The sequence below is a fragment of the Rhodococcus sp. T2V genome (genome assembly GCF_029269925.1).
GTDB lineage: Bacteria > Actinomycetota > Actinomycetes > Mycobacteriales > Mycobacteriaceae > Rhodococcus_F > Rhodococcus_F koreensis.
This window is the reverse complement of the sequence record NZ_JARJBD010000088.1, coordinates 1-18,142: the sequence shown is the minus strand read 5'-3', so window position 1 is coordinate 18,142 and position 18,142 is coordinate 1. Positions and strand designations below refer to the sequence as shown.

At 62.5% G+C, this 18,142-nt stretch carries 15 protein-coding genes; 10 read left to right on the top strand and 5 right to left on the bottom strand.

All coding sequences use genetic code 11. The features are described 5' to 3' along the window. The first annotated feature begins 28 nt into the window (after positions 1-28). From P3H15_RS42425 to P3H15_RS42415, 3 genes are all read left to right on the top strand, one after another. Positions 29-1,210, top strand: coding sequence for a DUF2235 domain-containing protein (locus P3H15_RS42425; protein ID WP_276142765.1), 1,182 nt, complete (start codon positions 29-31; stop codon positions 1,208-1,210). 132 nt (positions 1,211-1,342) lie between these two features. Continuing rightward, the gene (locus P3H15_RS42420; protein WP_276142764.1) at positions 1,343-2,653 is read left to right on the top strand and encodes a hypothetical protein; all 1,311 of its coding nucleotides are present in this window, start codon (positions 1,343-1,345) and stop codon (positions 2,651-2,653) included. Positions 2,654-3,522: 869 nt separating this feature from the next. Next, positions 3,523-3,801 carry a hypothetical protein gene (locus P3H15_RS42415; RefSeq protein WP_276142763.1) on the top strand — a complete coding sequence of 93 codons (279 nt, stop codon included), beginning with the start codon at positions 3,523-3,525 and terminating at the stop codon, positions 3,799-3,801. Positions 3,802-4,383: 582 nt separating this feature from the next. Here the strand turns inward: P3H15_RS42415 and P3H15_RS42410 are convergent. The 4 genes from P3H15_RS42410 to P3H15_RS42395 all read right to left on the bottom strand — a co-directional run bounded on the left by P3H15_RS42410 (position 4,384) and on the right by P3H15_RS42395 (position 7,443). Further along, positions 4,384-4,518, bottom strand: coding sequence for a hypothetical protein (locus P3H15_RS42410; protein ID WP_276142762.1), 135 nt, complete (start codon positions 4,516-4,518; stop codon positions 4,384-4,386). Positions 4,519-4,985: 467 nt separating this feature from the next. Beyond that, a complete protein-coding gene (locus P3H15_RS42405; RefSeq protein ID WP_276142761.1) occupies positions 4,986-5,867 on the bottom strand; it encodes a hypothetical protein in 882 nt (293 codons plus the stop codon). Between the two features lie 3 nt (positions 5,868-5,870). Further along, positions 5,871-6,119, bottom strand: coding sequence for a hypothetical protein (locus P3H15_RS42400; RefSeq protein ID WP_276142760.1), 249 nt, complete (start codon positions 6,117-6,119; stop codon positions 5,871-5,873). Between the two features lie 451 nt (positions 6,120-6,570). Further along, positions 6,571-7,443 (bottom strand): endonuclease/exonuclease/phosphatase family protein, encoded by an 873-nt coding sequence (locus P3H15_RS42395; RefSeq protein ID WP_276142759.1) that lies wholly within the window; start codon positions 7,441-7,443, stop codon positions 6,571-6,573. Between the two features lie 126 nt (positions 7,444-7,569). Here P3H15_RS42395 and P3H15_RS42390 point away from each other — a divergent pair, with 126 nt between their 5' ends. Continuing rightward, positions 7,570-7,842, top strand: a complete 273-nt coding sequence (locus P3H15_RS42390; RefSeq protein ID WP_276142758.1) for a hypothetical protein — start codon at positions 7,570-7,572, stop codon at positions 7,840-7,842. Between the two features lie 2,760 nt (positions 7,843-10,602). Here the strand turns inward: P3H15_RS42390 and P3H15_RS42385 are convergent. Then, on the bottom strand, positions 10,603-12,012 hold the full coding sequence (locus P3H15_RS42385; RefSeq protein WP_276142757.1) for an NAD(P)/FAD-dependent oxidoreductase: 1,410 nt from the start codon (positions 12,010-12,012) through the stop codon (positions 10,603-10,605). Between the two features lie 676 nt (positions 12,013-12,688). Between P3H15_RS42385 and P3H15_RS55905 the strand changes: the two genes are divergently transcribed. The 6 genes from P3H15_RS55905 (at position 12,689) to P3H15_RS42360 (ending at position 18,058) form a co-directional block, all read left to right on the top strand. After that, on the top strand, positions 12,689-12,862 hold the full coding sequence (locus tag P3H15_RS55905) for a hypothetical protein (protein WP_369426228.1): 174 nt from the start codon (positions 12,689-12,691) through the stop codon (positions 12,860-12,862). 1,233 nt (positions 12,863-14,095) lie between these two features. Next, the gene (locus P3H15_RS42380) at positions 14,096-15,919 is read left to right on the top strand and encodes a hypothetical protein (protein ID WP_276142756.1); all 1,824 of its coding nucleotides are present in this window, start codon (positions 14,096-14,098) and stop codon (positions 15,917-15,919) included. Between the two features lie 65 nt (positions 15,920-15,984). Then, positions 15,985-16,212 (top strand): hypothetical protein, encoded by a 228-nt coding sequence (locus tag P3H15_RS42375; protein WP_276142755.1) that lies wholly within the window; start codon positions 15,985-15,987, stop codon positions 16,210-16,212. 385 nt (positions 16,213-16,597) lie between these two features. Then, positions 16,598-16,987, top strand: a complete 390-nt coding sequence (locus tag P3H15_RS42370; protein ID WP_346348840.1) for a transposase family protein — start codon at positions 16,598-16,600, stop codon at positions 16,985-16,987. A 39-nt stretch (positions 16,988-17,026) separates the two neighbouring features. Next, positions 17,027-17,365: a hypothetical protein gene (locus tag P3H15_RS42365; protein WP_276142753.1), complete on the top strand. Its 339-nt coding sequence runs from the start codon at positions 17,027-17,029 to the stop codon at positions 17,363-17,365. A 354-nt stretch (positions 17,366-17,719) separates the two neighbouring features. Further along, on the top strand, positions 17,720-18,058 hold the full coding sequence (locus P3H15_RS42360) for a hypothetical protein (RefSeq protein WP_276142752.1): 339 nt from the start codon (positions 17,720-17,722) through the stop codon (positions 18,056-18,058). The last annotated feature ends 84 nt before the right edge of the window (positions 18,059-18,142 follow it).

Here is an 18,142-nt window from a genome sequence, read left to right as displayed (position 1 = left end):
TTAACGCGGTGGGGATACGGAGGAACCGATGAAACACCTGGTGATCTGTTGCGACGGCACCTGGAAACGAGCCGACGAGCAGAACGTGTCAAACATCGAGAAGATCGCCCGCGCCATCGACCCAGTACCTCCCGGCGGTCCACCCCAAGTCGTCTACTACACCAGCGGAGTGGGGACCGGGGCCACTCGCGCTGAGCGCATGTTCGGCGGCGCGTTCGGTCTCGGACTCGACGCGGCGATTATCGGCGCCTACCGCTTCTTGGCCTTGAACTACGAACCGGGCGACGAGGTGTATGTGTTCGGGTTCAGCCGCGGCGCGTACACCGCGCGCAGCCTCGTCGGCATGATCGCCGCGATCGGATTGCTGACACCGGACGGTGTCGTGCGGAACAGACTTGGCTCTGCCATCACGGTCTACCGCAACCGGCCCCGTCCAGGGGCAAATCCGCACCCGGAGGCGGTGAAGGCGGTCGACGACTTCCGCGAATTCTGCTACAGCGACACCGACGTGAAGATTAGGTTTCTCGGGGTATTCGACACGGTCGGGTCGTTGGGGGTACCTGGCGTCTCCGGCCGCAAGTACCGGTTCCACAACGTGGAGCTGACCGCGCAGGTCGCGTACGCCCGCCAGGCCCTCGCCCTCGACGAACGCCGCAGACCATTCGCGCCGTCGGTCTGGCGGCAGGGCGATAACACGCGAACCGATGTGAAGCAGGTCTGGTTCGAAGGAGTTCACACCGATATCGGTGGCGGATATCCCGATTCCGCCCTGTCCGACCTCACCTTGACCTGGATGATCGACGAGGCGAGGAACTGTCGGCTTGCCTTCCACCAAGAACGCGTTGACGTCAACCTACAAGCCAAGCGGGCGGTGGAACCGCACGACTCGATGACGGCCGGGTACAGGATGGTGGGCCTCGTAGGTGCGGCCCGTCATCGCCTCCGGCTCGACGACGGATCGGGCTCGCGTTTCCGTGGTGGTTGGCGTCTCCTGGAAGCCTGCGGCACCGACGATCGGAACGACGCTCCCGGGGATTGGGCCGTCCGCATCGCGGCACCGGCGTACGAGCACTGGAAAGCCGCTCCCGAAAAGGGAGTGCGGGCAGCGCCGAATGTGGGGTGGTGGATCGACGAGTTGCGGCGTCGGAAGATCGATCCGGAGAGTCGAGTCGAACGGCTTCCGTGGCCGGTGCCCGTCGCGAGCACTTGAATACGAGACCCTCTCGGCACGTCGCTTCTCCATTTCAGACCCGCGAACGGCGAGCGTGATCGTCCCGGCCGCCACTGCATGCGCAACCAAGGCTGACGCTGCTGAGAAGGAACACTATCTATGGAGCACACGATGGCTGCCACACCACCACCAGCGCCGCCGCTCGCAACGCCGCCGCTCGCAACGCCGCCGCCCGCGGAGTCGGTGACCGTACCGCCGCCAGCGCCAGCGCCGCCGCCGTCGGAGCCGGCGACCGCAACACCGCCGGTGCCGCCGTATGACGATGCGGCGATCTTCGAAGTTTCAGCGGTCGGAGGGCCTGTGTGGGTAGCTTGGCGCGAAGGTACGCTGACCCGAGCTGCCGAACTTGAAGCGTTGTGTGCCTGGACGAAATCAAGTCGCCCAGAGAAGAGCGACAAGGTTCTATCGACGGCAATTCAGCGTCACCTTGCAGCGGCCAGGGATGCGGCGCGGGCGGCGAAGCTGAAGCCGCACAGAAAGTTCCGAATCTTCCGCAACGGGCCACTTATCGAGCGGGCAACGAGCAACCTCGACGCTGTCGAAGCTCACCTCCTCAACCTGGCGGACACCGAGTATGTCCTTGGTCAAATGCCCTGCCTGCTGAAGCATGTGCAGTGCCACCTACCCCCGAATGACCCGCGCCGACAGGAGTTCGAGCGGATTGCCCGGAAGCTTGGTATCAAGGATCCGGACCATCCGTTGCTCGCGAAGGACAAAGGGCCAAGTCGAAAAGATAAGACGGACACCATCGACGAAGAGCGCCGCAAAATCGTATCCATCGTCCGAGCGGCAAGCTCGGCGGCGCTGCGCGAGCATGTGCGTCTGCGTAGCTTCCGGAACGTCGTGGTCATTACGGCCATACTCATGGCACTGCTGGCAATCGGGTTGGCGATCACGGGGATCTTTCGTCCGACCCTGGTCCCAATGTGCTTCGCTCCGGAGGAGTCTGGCATAGCGACGGTCGTATGCCCAACCGCCGAGTCCGAACCATTCATTCCCCTCGGTGGGCAACCACACTCCGGCGTAGCAATACGAGACATCGACGACGTAGTAAAGGACACCGTCAATCCTGCGGACCTCATCGTGGTCGAACTCGTCGGGCTCACCGCCGCAGCCATAGCGACCGCCGCAGCCATTCGCGGCATCAGGGGCTCATCCGAACGGTATGGGCTGCCCGTTTCTCTCGCCGCACTCAAGCTTCCAACCGGTGCAATCACCGCCTTCCTCGGTCTACTGCTCATGCGAGGCCAATTCGTGCCCGGCCTCAGCGCACTGGACACGTCCGCGCAAATTCTTGCGTGGGCTCTGGTCTTCGGGTACGCACAACAGCTGTTTACCCGTCTTATCGATCAGCAGGGCCAGACCGTACTCAACGATGTGCGTGGCGCTGACAGACCGAAGGCCAGCCCAAGTCCGGTGTGAGACCATGATCTCTCGGAGGGTACGACAGACTCGGCGGGTGGCGTGTACCGCCGCTACACGTCCAATGGAGCGCGCCGGGAAGCGCTATGAACCGCTCGAGCGCAACTTGATCGAATCTGGCGCGCAGGACGCAACCTCACTCGTGATCGACACGCAGCGGCTCGACGAGCAGCCTATCGACAACGTATCGATCGAACCCAACCTGGCGACTGCATCGGGCTCGACCGGCCCGGGCGGCAAGGGACGAGACCACGACCGAGGAAAGAGCAAACGGGATAACCATAGTGAACCATCTGAGGGGTCCACCTCGACGCGTGACGCTGACAACGCAGATCTGGGGGATTTCGATCGTGGACGCCGGATCGGCCGTCACCATCAGCCGGCTCTAATCGGACCTAGAGGAGGTTCGGACCGCGAGTCAGTTCGAGAACGTCCGAGTGGACGAAGTCCGCGACGTAGTCGGCACGACGAAGGCGGACCGCGCGACCGCCCAAGTGCAGCAACCGGGGTCCGGGAGCGAGCAGAAGAGTTGTGCGCTGACCTCACCGAAGTCCGCAGCCGCGTCGAAGTGGTGAAAGACGGACGGAGTGAACGTTGACCGAGCCGGCCGCCAGGGCGACATGGTCGGCCGTCCTTACGCGGATGGCTCAGACAGTAGGGCGCAGAGTGTTGACATCATGCAGCGTTACCACATCCGAAACCAGTACACACTGGCGGACCGGGACGGTGATCAATACGCCCCCGGATGGCACTGGCGTCGGACGCCGGGAGGTCGCCCGATTCGACCCTTCATTCTGCTGGTGAGTAGGCGTGTGCGGGATGGTCCTGTCTCGAACCGCTGGCTTCTTGTTTGGAGGAGGATTGCCATCATGGCCGACCCGACGGCGACCTATCGCGAGAATGCGCAGGACCTAGAAGAGATGGTTCACGCACTACAGCGCCGACTCCTGCGCGTGAGGGCGGAAGTCGGGGACTGGCCGGACGCGCGACATGGTCTGCGAATTGAAGGAGATGCCTCGTCAGCCGAGCCGGATGCTCTGGTGGCGGTTGTCGCGGCGCAGATCCGCGATGCGCGGGCCGCGCTCGCCCACGTCGATGCGGCGCTGCAGTCTGCGTGGGCAACCGCGAGTCGGCTTCGTATTCGATGATGCCCGAACCGGTCCCGGCTTTCTGACGAGCCGGGCGGCTGGGATTCCCCAGATGATCTCTGGTCTGCAGGTGTTCATGAAATCACGCGGACCTGTTGTCCGGCCAACTCGAGAGGCGGACCCCCGCGATGATTCGGTAGACCTTGCTGGGGTCCAACAGCTTCTGGATGGTGGCCTATCGGGCCGGTAAGGCCGTCGGTTCCTATGGCCGACTGGTCTACGCGGGCGCATTATGGACTATCCGATGTCGTATGAGAGTCGCGCTCGGTGACCGCGGTCGGCGAGCCCTGCGCGTGCGTGACCACGTCTGCGTTCCTCGGAGAACAACTGGTATCAAGGGACTGTTCGGGCGACCGCGGGAGCCCATCCTTGAAGCGGCGAAACGCACCGCGCCCGAGATCGCGATGTGGAGCCGGTCGCCGAGATTGGGGTCGACAACGGGGCTGATGAACAACTCCATGCCCCGGTAGACGCTGCGGAATCCGACATACTTGACGGACAACCAGCGATCGGGCTCGTCGATTTCTTCGTCGAAGGGGTCGTCGGCCACCTTAGCCGGCCACGATCCTCCCCTCCGGACGGTCATCCGGCCGACCCGTGGACTGCGTCGCCTTCGAGCATCGAGGTGAGTTCGTCGAGGCCGACCGCGAGAGGGCGGAGCATCGGTGCCGCGGCGACACCCAAAAGCGGCGTCGATTTGGTCGGCGAGCTCGTCATCACCGGTCCAGCCGCGCACGCAGAGCTGCGCAGTCGCCTCTACGGCGACGTCGCGGACCCCGGCCAGGCTCTGTTCGACCGTGGCGTGTAACGCGATCGGCCGCTCCACTCATTGTTGTGAGGGAGGTGAGCAATTGGGTCGACGCTGACTTGGGCACTCCGAGAGGAAAGCCCAGCTGAGAGCCAGCGCCGAGGGGCGCCAGCGCAACGAGCAGACCTACGGCCGCGTAGTTCGCGTGTGCGCCTGGTGAAAATAGCGCGTACATCTCGATCAAGGATTGATCTGTGAATGCGATGCAGATCGTAAGCACGCTGAGTAGCGTGCGTCACGGTCCTGCTTACTCGTTGCTGTTTTGGTGTCCTGGCTTTCGTGTTTGAGGCCTTGGAGTGGGTCCTACGATCAAGGTGTCCCGCTTCGACTGACCCATTTGGATGACGCGGTGAGGTGGGGCGGTCTCCGAGTTTCGCTACGGATCCATCAAATCGAAGTTCGACAGCGGTGGCCCGTAGACCGATTGGCTTCCGATTCGGTCGGCGTCGCTGATGGTCAGCTCTCGCCTGCCGGCCCCGCCGCAGAAGTAGTGCATCACTGATCGAGGGTCGTAGTTTGTCAGGTCGAACGTGTCCGTGGTGTCTTCGTCCGGACAGATCGGTGGCGCTCCAGACTGGATGTGTTCGTGCCGGAATCCGAGTACATGCCCGAGTTCGTGCCGGAGCACTCCAACGTGGTCGAAGTTGGTCGAGAAGTAGGACGGGTCGATGAGAACTCTTCTGCGGTCTGGGGGATCGTGGGGGAAGAACGCCGCAGCGATGAACTCGCCGCCGGCATCGATGAACCGTACTGGGAACACCACACCTTGTGGCCTGACCCCCTCGGAATTGTCCAGATCGGTTTGGTGCGAGAAGGAGATACCGCACGTCGCTTGCCAGTCGGCGGTGGCCTGCTTCATGGTCGCTACCGTCTCGTCGTACCATGCCTGCTTGGGGAATGTCCGCCGGAGGACGCAGTAGGTCAGCACGGTGCCAGCATTCCAACGGATGATTTTGCCGTGCTGAAGAATTCCGACGAGGCTTTGGACGTTGTCTCGGATTGGTGTCAGGACGTTGCCGGACGGGGACGCCTCGGCCAGTGCATTTGCCTTTCGCTGAGCGTTCGCGGCGGCACGCTGCTGGCTGTAGATGAAGAGTTGATCTTCGTCCATCAGATAGTCCGATTCGACACGCCAGTACTCGGTGTCGTCCTCGTCGATCTTTACCCGTTTCAACTGATTCTTCAATTGGTCGAACAGATCGGGATCGACGGCTGATGCGTCAGCATTGCGGGGGGTGTGTCCATTCGTGGCGATCATTGGTCATTCCTCTTCATCGGCTAGAAATTCCGGGTGAATGCTTCTGATCCACTCCGTCATGATTTGGTCTTCATCCTTGAGCATGTCTCCGCCCCGAACGTAATAGGTGATCGCGTCCACCGTGACGGTGTTCAAGCCACGTCGCCATTCGTTGTATTCTGGAAGGGACGAAACATGACCACGCAGGGTTGGGTGCTTGTCGAGCAGCTTCGTCTCTGGAGGTACAGCGTCCGGCGGCAGCCCATCATTCACGTGAGTCCTCCCGGTGTGGTGCGTCGGTGTGCGTCGAAATAGTGGTGGGGTGATCACTCCCTTGGTCGAAATACGTTGTGAAGCAGATGCATTAAAAGGTAACTCCGCTTAAGAGGAGTAATGATGGGTACTCGACTACCTGGATCGGAAACGGCCATTGGGCCGCGCCCGATAGGCAGGGCGAGCTTGCCGCTGCCCGAATTCGTCACCCCAGCTGCGCGTCCCTTGGGAGACACGCGGCGCTCAGTATCAGGTCCTCGGCCTCGCGGAACGTGCACGGGTGTTTCGCTACTACCTGCGTGTGGTCCTGCGACACACCCCCCTCCGGCTCGCTGCTCTCGTTACCGTTCGAACCGAAGGCGAAGTTCGGCGATGCTCGGTGCGTCGCGAGGAGCGTTGCCGCTTCACCTTTCCCATTTGATGAGGGGTTCGCGTGGCACCAATGACGCGGTCAGCTGATGTCGATGTCGGCGTAGAGAGCAGCGTGGTCGGAGGCGGCATTGACCTTGCTCGTAATGGTGTCGAAGTGCGGGAAGAGGGTGCCGTTCTTGCCGCCCCAGACTCCTTTTCGGAAGATGCCGCCACCGGTGGTGCGTTCGAAGAGGCTGGGTGAGAGCAGGAGGTAGTCGATCTTGTCGGATTTGGTGCCGTTACCGAAGGTGCCGGGACGCTCTTCGTCGGGATCTCCGTCGTCGAAGGGAGTCGCCTTGGAGATGTCAGTGAGGTCGGTGCTGTGAAGGAGCGGTTCGAGGGGATCGCTGTCGGGGGTGTCATTCAGATCACCCAGGACTGCGATGTGCTCGACGCCGCGGTCACGGAGGTTCTTGTAGATTTGAGCGACTGCTTCGGCTTGCTTGCGACGGCGCTTGGAACTGCTGGAGTCGTTTCCGCCGAACTTGCTCTTCAAGTGGTTGATCAGGATGACCAGCGGTTGGCCGGCAAGACTGCTGCCGGCAGGGAAGGTGAATTGGTACTCGGGGCAATCGCGGCTGAAGATGGGGTTGCCGATTGGTCCGTCGTCGATGTGGGAGCGGATGCCGCCAATCGGATATTGGTCGGTCGACAGGACGCCGACATCGATGCCGCGTGTGTCGTTTCCGTCGATCAGCATGATGTGTGGGTAGCGCGGTCGGTCGGCGTTGTCACGGATAAGGCTGTCGCTGAATCGTGCCAGCGTGATGCGGTCTTCTGCCTCGACGACGCCGACTATATCGGCTGCAATTTCGGTGAATACTCGCGCGGTGTGGGTGATGGCGCTGGCGTCGATGCGATCCTTGATCAGGTCCACCCAGCCGACCCAGTCGCCGCGTCCTTCGGCAACCACAATGACGTCGTCTTCACCGCCGCCGCGGGGACGCTTGAGGAGTTGTCCGCGTATACGGCGTAGGACAGCATACGTGTCTTTGCGGCTCGGGTCGCCGTCGTCGAGTACAAGTCGAAGCGTCGAGAGGTGGTCGAGGATCTCCGCTTTGTCGGCGTCCGTGTACGTTTCGTGCTCGAAGAGCAGGTTGATCCTCGCGTGCGCTTCGAGGGCGTTGGTGGCGACATCGGGCGGGGCACTCATCGCGCGCGGCCGGGAGAAGAGATTCTCCACGTTGTACGACGCGATCCGCAGATTATTCGCAGGCATGGCACACAACTCCAGGAGGATGGGTTCAATGATGGCGATGCATCGTCATTGGCGACGTGTTCAGTCTGGCATCACCAAGTGAAGGATGGGTAAGTAGTGTGCTACCTGATAGGTATTGGTGGGCAGCATTCGAATGGAACTGTCAGGCGTTCGATTGATGACCCTGATCTGGTGCCGGTCTGCTTTTCCGTGGCTGGGCGAACGGTCGTGGCTGATCGAGATCGTGGGGCGGATATGGAGTGCGGGCTGAGTGGTTGTGGCCGGTGTGTTCGTCCACACGGTGTTGATGCCCGCCGGTTTTCGCCGATGCGGCAACGTCGCCTGGTGCCAATTGGCGACGGGCGCCGGATTGCCCGCCACCTCCCTTCATGGGTGGCTGCCCTGATTGCTGCGACGTTGGCTGCGCCGCTGAACGGCGTCAGGTCGTGCGGGTGTCACGACGGCGACGGGCTCCGGCCTCGTATGTGAGGCCGCGCTGCCGTATGAAGGGGCGTCCATCTGCGGCCGCTGGGATTGTGATCGGTGGCCGAATCTGCTGTTGTAGTGGGAATGCGGCGGATCCGTGCAGTAACGGCGGGCAGTCATGTAGAGACAGTTCGACTGTGAGCTTGCCAGTTTCGCAGTGCACGGACTCGATCGCACCGTCTCGCACCGCCACTGCCGTCTCGCCCATGCTGAATGTGGCGTTCAGGTCAAATGGTATCTTCGCGACCTCGCTTTCGTCGACGAACAGGGTTACCTCTGGTCGATGGTTGGATGTGATCGAGTACGGGTGGATCAGGGTCACGACGATTTCATCTCCTGGAGCGTCCCGGGTGTCCCGGGCCGCGTCGGTCAGTGCGCGAATGCGTTTGATTCCTGCCAGAAGTAGAAGAGTGGCGTCCTGGTCGAGGAATCGCAGGGCTGTGGAGAGGATCCGGTTGTCCGCGATTCGGAGTGCCGACCGAGGCAGTGGGGAGGAATCGAGCATGCTCGTAGTGGTAATTCCACTCGATGGTAGGTGGTTCCTCATTCGCTCGAGTAGTTCGGAGTCGAGGTTCCCTCCGAACGCTGTGATTCGCAGTGTGGGGCGTCGTCGCCGCTCAGTTTCGGTCACGATGGTCCTCCTTGAAGATTTGGTTTCCCGTGTCGGTGCGGGTCTCGAGCCGCAGCGACGGCCCACGTATCTCCTGGTTTGAGGGTTGGAAGTGGATTGAGGTTGGCCCTGATCGCTCGCGTGCGTGAACGTGGTCGTTGACCCAGCGACGGGCTTTGCGGGTGCGCGCTCTGGCCCGTGCGAGCGTGATTGTGCCCGTGGAGACAAGGGCGATTGCGGCGAGCAGCGCCACAGGAGGAGGGCTATCCGCATCTGGCGGCGTCGATGTGCTCGGCGGAGTAGATGCCCTGCCTGAGGTCGGGACGGTTAGTGTTACGTGCGTAGCCTTCGTCGTTGTGTACGGGTCGGGTGGGTTGCCACTTGATGGGGGCGGTGCTGTTGTTGGCGCGACGGAAGATGTCGTGGGGGGCGTCGTCTTGGTGGTCTGAGTAGAGATGCGAGTGGGACTCGGAGTCGAAGTGGGAGGGCTCGGCGAGGTGAGAGCTTCGAATGCTGTTTCAGCGGAAACTGTGTTGCCTGGGGCGCTGCATGTGACCGAGGCGGTGTAGTGGCCGGCGTCCAGTGCGGGAACTCTGCCGCGGTATTCGAGCACGCTGTCGGAGCTGATCGTGTCGAGCGTGTACTGATCGATTCCCACTGTCCAACCGGCACGGCAGCGAGGCAAATTGCTGGCAGTGAACACCACCTCACTGCCGGGTCGGCCTTGGGCGGGGTCCACTGTGAGGATTGGTTTGGGGGGTTCGGGTGGTTCGAGCACGGTGAAGGGCGCGGACGCACCGCACACCGAGGCGGTGTAGGCGGCTGGTGCGATGTCGGGGACGATGAAGGTTCCGGAGTAGGCGGGCAAAGGAATCCCGCTGATTGACGGCGTGATGGACAGCTGGACGTTAGCGCCTCCGACAGCGATAGTGAGCACGGAACTGCTGACGTCGTCGTTACAGACGATAGAGGCAGTGACGTTGGTGCCGACGGCACCTCGATTCGGTGTTAGTGCAAGAAGCGGACCGATCTCGCCGGTGGCCACCTCTCTATGACCCTCGGGGTCTGGCTGCGAAAGTTCGGGCGCTGTGGTCGGCACCGTGGTCGTGGAGGGATTAGGTGCCGACTCGGTCGGAGGGATTGGAGCGGTCGGTTGAGCGGCGGCGGGTGTTGCCCATAGCAGGTTGACAAGTAGGAGTCCTCCGATGAGCTGTTGGAGGCCGTGCATGGTTCTTCCTTCGTCGGAGGCGCATTCCTGTCAGTCGCTCGTATGGTGCGCCTGTGCTAGTGGTGTCCAGACCAAGTGGGGTGGTTGCCGACTACCCTGCCAGGAGTCTGTGATGGTGACCTGCGTAGCTGGTTACGCGGATTCGGTGTACGTGACATTTCACAACGGTACGGAAGAGTCACTCTCGCCCTGCCCGTGGTGATTCCGTGTGGTATGCGACAAGCTGGTGTGACCGCTGGACAGGGCGGCGGCAACGTGCTTGGGCAGGGTCCCTATCAGCGGTCCGTCGACGACACCCGGCGACACCACCCCCGGATCATGCGTGTGGGGCAAGGAGCCATACCGGGTCTGGCGACCGTAGCCCTTCTGTGAACGGCCGTGAGTAAGGTAATGCGGGTCTACGTCCGTAGTCGGCCGTGGCACCGTCCGGGGAGTGACTGCGGAAGATGACACCGTAGGTCCACGGATTCCGGGTCACCTTGGCGGTGACGTTCGCCGTCAGCGTGCACTTCCACGCCGGTTCGGTGAGCGCCTGGTCAAAGCAGGAGGTTCAAGTTCCAGTTTCGGCGTTGGTCGAAGCAGCATCCAGGGGGACGCTGTCGGTAGGTCGAGATGTGGGCGTGTTCGCTTGGCGCGGTAAACGATTCGCCCAGAGTACGCGGGTAAGGGTTGATGGCCTGACGAGTGAGGTAGGGGGGTCGAGGAGACTGATCACTCGAAGGAATGCGTTCCCGACGTGGGGGTCGGTCGCGGCGGCTCGGTGCACGCGTGCGATGTAGGCATTGGTGGCCCGTGCGCGTGCGGTGCGCTTGCCCTCGATGAAGGGCATGCGGAGATCTGTGTTGCAGGACGTCTCCCAGGCTTGATCGAGGATCGGTCGTATCGCGCGCAGGAACCGGTCGGTTGCCTGTCGGTGGTCGGTGACAAGGCAGTCCCGCAGGATGAGTGATTCGAGTGCCGCGACGCTCATTCCCTGTCCATAGACGGGGTTGAAGCTACAGATGGTGTCGCCGAAGGGAACGTATCCACTGGGTAGTTGGGCGGCGTCGAAGTGTCGGCGCACCGTGGTGGGAACGCGGTAGCGGACACCGTCGTCGATCGATTCGGCTTCCGAGATCAACTCCCCGAGGTCGGGTGCGGGACATGATGCCGCAAACGCGGCGAACCCCTCTGCATCCAGGGGCGGTTCGTCGTCACCGTATCCGGCGAGGGTGATGATCCAGCTGTCATTCTCCTGCGCCAGGGCGAGGCCTCCTCGCGGAAGTGTGGGGAGGCTGCCGACTCCGATGCCGAGGTCGCCGTCGATCTGGGATGGTTCGCGCCGGTAGCGGCGGGTTGCGTACGCGAGGTGGATGGACAGTTTCTCTTCCTCCGGTCGGGGATAACCGAGCGGTTCGAGCCATCCCTGACTCTGGGAGCTTCGGCCCGACGCGTCCACGATCAGATCGGCGTCGAGGGAGTCATCGGCGATTCGGTTAGATCTGCCGCTCAGGGCGAGTCCGGTGACGGCGTGCCGTCGGGGGTCGGTGATGATGCCGGTGGCGACGCAGTGGCCAATGATCTCCACGTTGGGTAGGGCACACACCAGGTTGCGGAGATGCCATTCGACCAGGGGCCGGCTGGCGAGCAGCAGGTGAACTCCCGAAGTGCCTTTGGCCCATCGGTGTCCGTCGAAGACCCATCGGAAGTCCGATTGCAGATCGCCGGTGGGGGCCCCGAAGCCGACGAGGTCGTGGGTGAAGCCGGGGAACAGCTCTTCTATTGCCGTTCTGCCTCGTGCGGTCAAGGCGTGAGCGTGACGGGCTTGTGGAACACAGCGTCTCGCGATGGGGGCATCGGGCAACCCGTCGCGTTCGACGACGGTCACCCGGTCGAAGCGCTCGCTGAGCACCCGGGCGGCAAGGAGGCCGCCGATGCCGCCGCCGATAACGGCCGCATGTGAGTGTGTTGGTGCTTCCATGTCAACCATCTGCTCTCGAGTTGAGTACTGATCGGTAGTGGGTACTGGCCGGAACTGATTGCGTGCGTGTCTTGCGGTCCTGCCGTTCATGATCTGCACTCCGATGCGTTGCGGTCCCGAGTGGGTGCCCACGGAGTGGTTTGACTCGGCGCGCTCGAGTCTCGGTGCCAGGGTTTCCTCCTCATGTAGAGGTTTCGCACAATTGGAAATCGGAACACCGGCGCCACGGAGCCGCTGGGCCAGCGAATCGCGGCACCGGCGCCGCAACGCCCGCTCGCGCGGTTGAATGGATTTCTCATGCATTCAGTCTGTTGCGGAGGCTTGCGGTGGTGCGGGGTAGTCGTCTACTCGACTTCGCGGAGCGGGCGCACACGAATGTACGTTCCGCCAAGTGTGCTGAATCCGACATCGATGCCATGGGTGGCTACGAAGATCCGACTTGGCCTAGCTTCCGGCGTGTCACCGTCGCGGCCTCCGGGATTGATGGGGCGGATGGCTACGTTCATTGGCGCGCCGACACAGGATCTTCACTGACGCACGCCCCCTCAAATGCAACCGGGTGCCTTCACTCCAGGCGCGGGGATGCACGAACTGGTATTCGGCCGGCAAGATATCGCGCCGTAACGGCTCCTACTATTGGTCATTGCGTGAAGGGCACGTCGACGCGCTCCAGCTCATGATCGTGCCTCTGATGTGCGGTGGCGGAAAGACGGTCTTCCCTGACGCCGGTGCGCAGCGCACGCTCGAGCTGGTCTCTACCACCGTCACAAGCGACGGGCGTGCACGTGTGCACAGATCGGCCCGCCATCGGGGCAGCGCGGTCACTGCCTGGACGGGAGCGGACGTATGAGACTGAACTATCCTGATTCCTCTAATTTCACGAGGTTCGGGTTAGGTTGTGTACCAGCCTGATTTGCCAATGACGGCCGAGTGAGGACCCTGCGAAAATTCATAGGGTAAACCGATTAGTGTCGCCTGATGTCGCTTGTACATAAGGAGTGACCGGAACCAGAGTTGATGACCCTTCGCGAAGTCGGCGATCAGCAGTGTCGGTGGTACTGCTCATCCCGTAGCGGTAGTGGGGTTCTTGCGGTGTGTGGAGGCTGGGTAGTACGCACCTGTCGGGGACGATCTGGATGGCTTGTGGCGAGAGTTCGTGGTGCTCTACTGTGCAGGGCAGGAGTTCGGAATTGCCCCTGCAGGCGCCGAGAGCTGCTACCGACAGTACAAGTGCCGCGGCCGTCATAGCCAGGGACATCGGTCTCCTGGATCCTGACGCGTCGCTAGTTGTTGCTTGCATCGGAACTCCCCACCACATGTTCTTGTGCTTGGTTAGAACACTGGCACTGTGCGCGAGGGCTGACGTGAGTAGTCGGCTACCTGTCTTTCGGTCTGGGAGAGTTTCGTCGTGCAGGCGGCATGGAAGCCGAGCTTGCCGAGTTGATTCACGCGGTGCGGGCGGGACAGTTCCCCTACGAACTCAACGGGCAGCATCGGACTCTGCGGATCAAACCCGCCCCGATTGAGGTGACCTTGGAGATAGTGGTCACCACCACACAACCGCCAAGACGGGCGTGAAATGGTGGCTGATCGAGCCGGGCGGCGAACTGGCGCGTGAGAAGACGGCCACCCAGACGATCGCAACGTCAGCGATCCCGACGGGCTGCGCGAGCTCATGGTCACCAGCACCGAGCGGGCATTCACCGAGTTCTGCCGAGCGGTCGACGTCACGAAGTTCTCCAGGGTTATTACCGTGTCGGTGAGGTCGAAGTGGGTGGAAGTCGGTGAGCAGGGGGTCGAGTAGCCGGGGGTGAAACTTCCTCCGGCTGTCCGACCCAGGACTGCACCCTGTGCAGGTCTTCGTATCAGAGCACCGGCAGACACGAGTAGTCGACTACCCGTGATGCCTAGACGCTATGGGCACATGCTAGGTCTGACAGAAGTGGAAATGCTGGTCCATCCGGTGTCAATGTTTGCTTCCACAAACAACTTTCGAGGACGAACAGGAACTCGTCGACAGGATGCTCGCCGAGCCGGTCTGCCACATTTCTGATATCCGGAATACCAGTGAACGGAGCTAAGCATGTCTCGCTTTGAGATGAGCAGTGAAGGTGCCAATGAAGCTGACCAGGTCGATCGCGTGGAGGATGTCCAAGCCGCTAAAGATGTTCCAAGTGGGGATGCCCGGGATCCGGGCACCTCAGACCAGTTTCGGTCGTCAGATCTTGTCGCCGACGTTAGCCTCGCTGATGGCGTCCGGTACACACCGGACGGACTGCACGTGCTCAGGACCAGCTATGTGTTCAGAGTCAACGAGGTGGTTCGCGGGAACTCGGCGGGCGAGTACGTCACCATCAGAGACACGGGGGGCGTATATCCAGACGGCTCGAGCGTCTCGACCGAGAATTCGTTCAAATTGATCCCAGGCGGACGCTACGTAGTTTTCGCCGACCTTGTCGGAGAAGATTTGTGGCTTCGGCAGGTCTTCCAGGTCCACGGCGATGGCGATGTCGTGGCCGACGCCTCCGGCCGGGTTCTGGTGGAAAGCCGCGAGGGTCTTCCCCTCGCTCAGGCCGCGCCGACCTACGAGGCGCTTCGCTATGTGCCGGCGGTGGTGAGGCCTGTGGAGCCGATGGAGGGCCCTCCCGACGAGGCGTCGGCGCCGTTGCCTGCGCATCCGGAGGCGTCCCCCATCGCGCGACAGGGAGCGCTGAGCCTGCAAGCGGTCGTGCAGTTTCTCCGGTCTGGTAATAATCAGCCTTCATCCTCGGAAGGTGTTCGGCCCGCGTTGGAAGGTGACGAGGATCCTCCTGCGGCCCCACCGCTGGAAAGACAGCCGCCAGCGGACATTGAGGAGCCGAGTCAGGAGTCGGCGCGTGGCACCGTGAGCGAGGACCCTGCCCGAGCGGTTCTCATGGGCAGCCACGTCACCGCTTTCCAGAGTCACTTTCATTTCATGCCTAGAGACGACAATTGGGCCTGGACCAACCACTGTCGCGGGAGTTGGAACACCCTTGTCAACAACAATCTCGGCCTGTTCGCGTACAAGATCACCACATCCGACGGCCAGCCGATTCGCAACCGATTGCCTGTAGCCAACAACAACCAGAACAACGTCGGGGTCTTGTCAAATGCACAGATGACCGCCGGGGGCTACGACACTTGGGACGTGCTCTCGGCCAACGGTGTCTGCTACAGGTGGGTGGACAGCAACAATCGAGTCCGCGAGACCGACATCCTCATTAACCCGGCTATCGCCGGAAATGAGGACCAGTTCCGCAAGTCGCTGACTCACGAGTTCGGGCATGCCCTGACGCTCAACCATGAGACCGCGCGGATGGCCCTGCTATACCCGGGCACGTTCCGGCAACCCCCCAACTATTCCTCCCTGTGGTACTCCAGGCGGGATGACCATCAGGGGGTACGGGCCATGTTGCAATGGGTGAACAGCAACATCGGCGCTGGAACTTGGGATATTGCCCAGTTCACAGACATGGCGACCTGGTCACAGGCGCACGACAACCCAGGTGCCGCCGGCAACCTAGTCACGACCCGCATATCAAGCGAGACGGTCCGCCGCGGCGATGTCGCCACCCTCAACTTCGTTCATCTGGAGAACCGGGGCAATGTCGCTGCCCAGAACGTCCGTTTGAAGTTCTACTTGTCAACGAACGAGGCGATCACCGCCAACGATCACGAGATAGCCTCGTTCACCTGGAATACATTTACGAGCTGGTGGAGCGGTTCGCTCAACGTGCGAGTACCGAACACCGTCCCGGCCGGCCAGTACTTCCTCGGCTGGATCGTCACCACTGACACGCCAGAACGATCGTCGTCCAACAACACTGCGATCCTGATGCGCGACCATACCGCTGCCTTCGCGAAGGTCCGCATCACCGTCAACTGAACAGGCAGAAGGATCCCAGCAGTCGTGGGTGGAGCGGTGGCCCCTTTTCGGCTCTATTGCTCTGAGTGGCAGTGTCATCCCTCGGCGACTTCGCCATCACCGGTGAGTTCGTCTACACGGTCATCGACTGGCGGAACGGAATCCGCGGCCCGGTCAACGTGATCGGACAAGGCATGGACGTGAGCACCGATCAGCAGTGCCGCGACCTCCTCGACGACCTCGAGGCCGGCCGGTGGGAGATCAGCCACCGCAACCGCGTCCCGCTCGACCTCCTCGACACGGACGAGTCATGACACATTACACACCAACGGGGTCTTATCGCGGCACTGATGCTGCTCATCGCGGCCGCGGTGGTCCTGCTGTAGGTGCAGGTCATCCCGTCCTCGTTCGAGCATCCGCCACCACCGATCCACCCGCAAAGTGCGTGGATCGCCTCCTTCGAAGGTCGGCTCGGATGTCAAAGGAAGAAGCGCGGCCTCGCTCGTCGATCCGGCTCGCCGACCCATACCGTGCGATGGCACGTGGGGATGGCCGCCATCGTCTCTGCGTAGTCAGGACGAAAAATGACGGCGCTCGTTGAAATTGGATCTGGCGCACTTTTCGTGAAGGTGTTGGGCGTGTCGCCACGGTGCGCTGACCTGCGGCGGGTGAGGTTCGTCGGCGTGTGATTTCGAGAGTGTGCGGGCATTGCTGCCTCACCTGGTTGGTGTTGTTGTCGCGGGGGTTCGTCGGGTCGGTTCGACGATCCGTATTGCCGCAGCGCCGAAGGGCGACCGGGGACGGTGTTCGCGCTGTGATGGTGAGTCCGCTCGCGTGCATTCTCGGTACCGCCGACAGCTGGCCGACACCGCGACCGGTGGACATCCGGTCATGATCGACCTTCGGGTCCGTCGATTCTTCTGTGACACCATGATTGCACGGCGACCTACTACCAGGCGGCCGCCGCGCTGGCCGAGGGCGGACTGGACGGGCTGGTCGCCGCCAAGCCCGGCCCCCGCGCCGGGCACAAGCTCACCGGCGAGATCCTGGCCTGGGCCGAGCAGCAGCTCGCCGGCGATCCCGCACTGAAACCGGCCGACCTGGTCGAGCCGATCGAGCAGCGGTTCGGTGTGCGCGTGCACCCCCGCTCCGTCGAGCGAGCGGTGGCCCGCATCCGGGAGCACTCCAAAAGCCGCTGACTCACCCGCCTTCGAGCAGCGGGAGAACCCGCAGTCCCCGGACGCCGACCGGGACACAGGCCCGCTCGACACCCGGTACGAACAGCTCCGTCACGCCGCCCTGCACGAACGTGCTCGCGCGTTCCCGCTCGGGCTCGGCGTGCTGGTCGGCCGGGGCATCACCGCCTGGCGGTGGGCCCTGACCCGGCTGACCTGCGACCGCACCCCGGCCCGCGGCCCCCTAGCGGTCCCTGAGCCTCCCCGTTTCTCCGGAGACGTCCGAACCTAGGTTTGATCGTGGAGACCGAGGAAGGACGCCATGGTGGGAACCAAGAAGTATCCGCCGGAGAGCTGCGGGAGCGTGCGGTTCCCTTGTGTCGGGAGTCCGAGTCGAGGCCGTGAACCCGGATGGCCGAGCAGCCGAACGCGCACCCAGGGGTGCTGCGGAACCGGGTGTCTGGACCGCCATCCTTGTGTGCAGACCGCGTGTTTGGAATAGCCGACTACCTCAGTCGCGCGGGTGACCTCGGCGGAATGCCCGGGCCCGCCGTGGGCAATCGAGTAGTCTGCTACTCGTGCCTTGCGTCGGTCCAGGGGTGACCATTGGATTGTCAATGTAAGTCTCCAGCGTGGGAGGCACCTGATGGCGGTCATGGAGGCCGATTTCGAGTTCGGACTCGTGTGGGATGAGATCCAGAAATCGTTCGACGTCAGTCTTCGCTTTACGAAGAACGGCGTCGACAGGTCGCGATATCCCCGGTCCGCTCCGGTCACCGTCGACATCGCGGCGCTACGACGGCTCCGGAGCGACGAAGAGTACTCGCGGCTCCTGACGCGCAGCGTGTTCGAGCATGACTCGGTCCGCGCCTTCTACCAGGAGTGTATGGCCTCAGCGGGGGCGTTGCCGATTCATTTCAGGCTCAACGTGGATGGGCCGACCGAGTACCACGCTGTCCGCTGGGAACTGCTAGGAGCCCGCTGATTTATCGAGGCGGTGGGGGTTGGCGGTGTGGGAGAATGCTCCGGTCTGGGAGTCGATGATGTGCCGAAAATGGTGTTCGAGCAT

What these genes read in the sequence shown, in the direction of transcription:
- P3H15_RS42425 (WP_276142765.1), top strand. Translation starts at nt 29, where the DNA reads ATGAAACACCTGGTGATCTGTTGCGACGGCACCTGGAAACGAGCCGAC.
- P3H15_RS42420 (WP_276142764.1), top strand. Translation starts at nt 1,343, where the DNA reads ATGGCTGCCACACCACCACCAGCGCCGCCGCTCGCAACGCCGCCGCTC.
- P3H15_RS42415 (WP_276142763.1), top strand. Translation starts at nt 3,523, where the DNA reads ATGGCCGACCCGACGGCGACCTATCGCGAGAATGCGCAGGACCTAGAA.
- P3H15_RS42410 (WP_276142762.1), bottom strand. Translation starts at nt 4,518, where the DNA reads ATGACGAGCTCGCCGACCAAATCGACGCCGCTTTTGGGTGTCGCCGCG.
- P3H15_RS42405 (WP_276142761.1), bottom strand. Translation starts at nt 5,867, where the DNA reads ATGATCGCCACGAATGGACACACCCCCCGCAATGCTGACGCATCAGCC.
- P3H15_RS42385 (WP_276142757.1), bottom strand. Translation starts at nt 12,012, where the DNA reads ATGGAAGCACCAACACACTCACATGCGGCCGTTATCGGCGGCGGCATC.
- P3H15_RS55905 (WP_369426228.1), top strand. Translation starts at nt 12,689, where the DNA reads ATGATCGTGCCTCTGATGTGCGGTGGCGGAAAGACGGTCTTCCCTGAC.
- P3H15_RS42380 (WP_276142756.1), top strand. Translation starts at nt 14,096, where the DNA reads ATGTCTCGCTTTGAGATGAGCAGTGAAGGTGCCAATGAAGCTGACCAG.
- P3H15_RS42360 (WP_276142752.1), top strand. Translation starts at nt 17,720, where the DNA reads ATGGCGGTCATGGAGGCCGATTTCGAGTTCGGACTCGTGTGGGATGAG.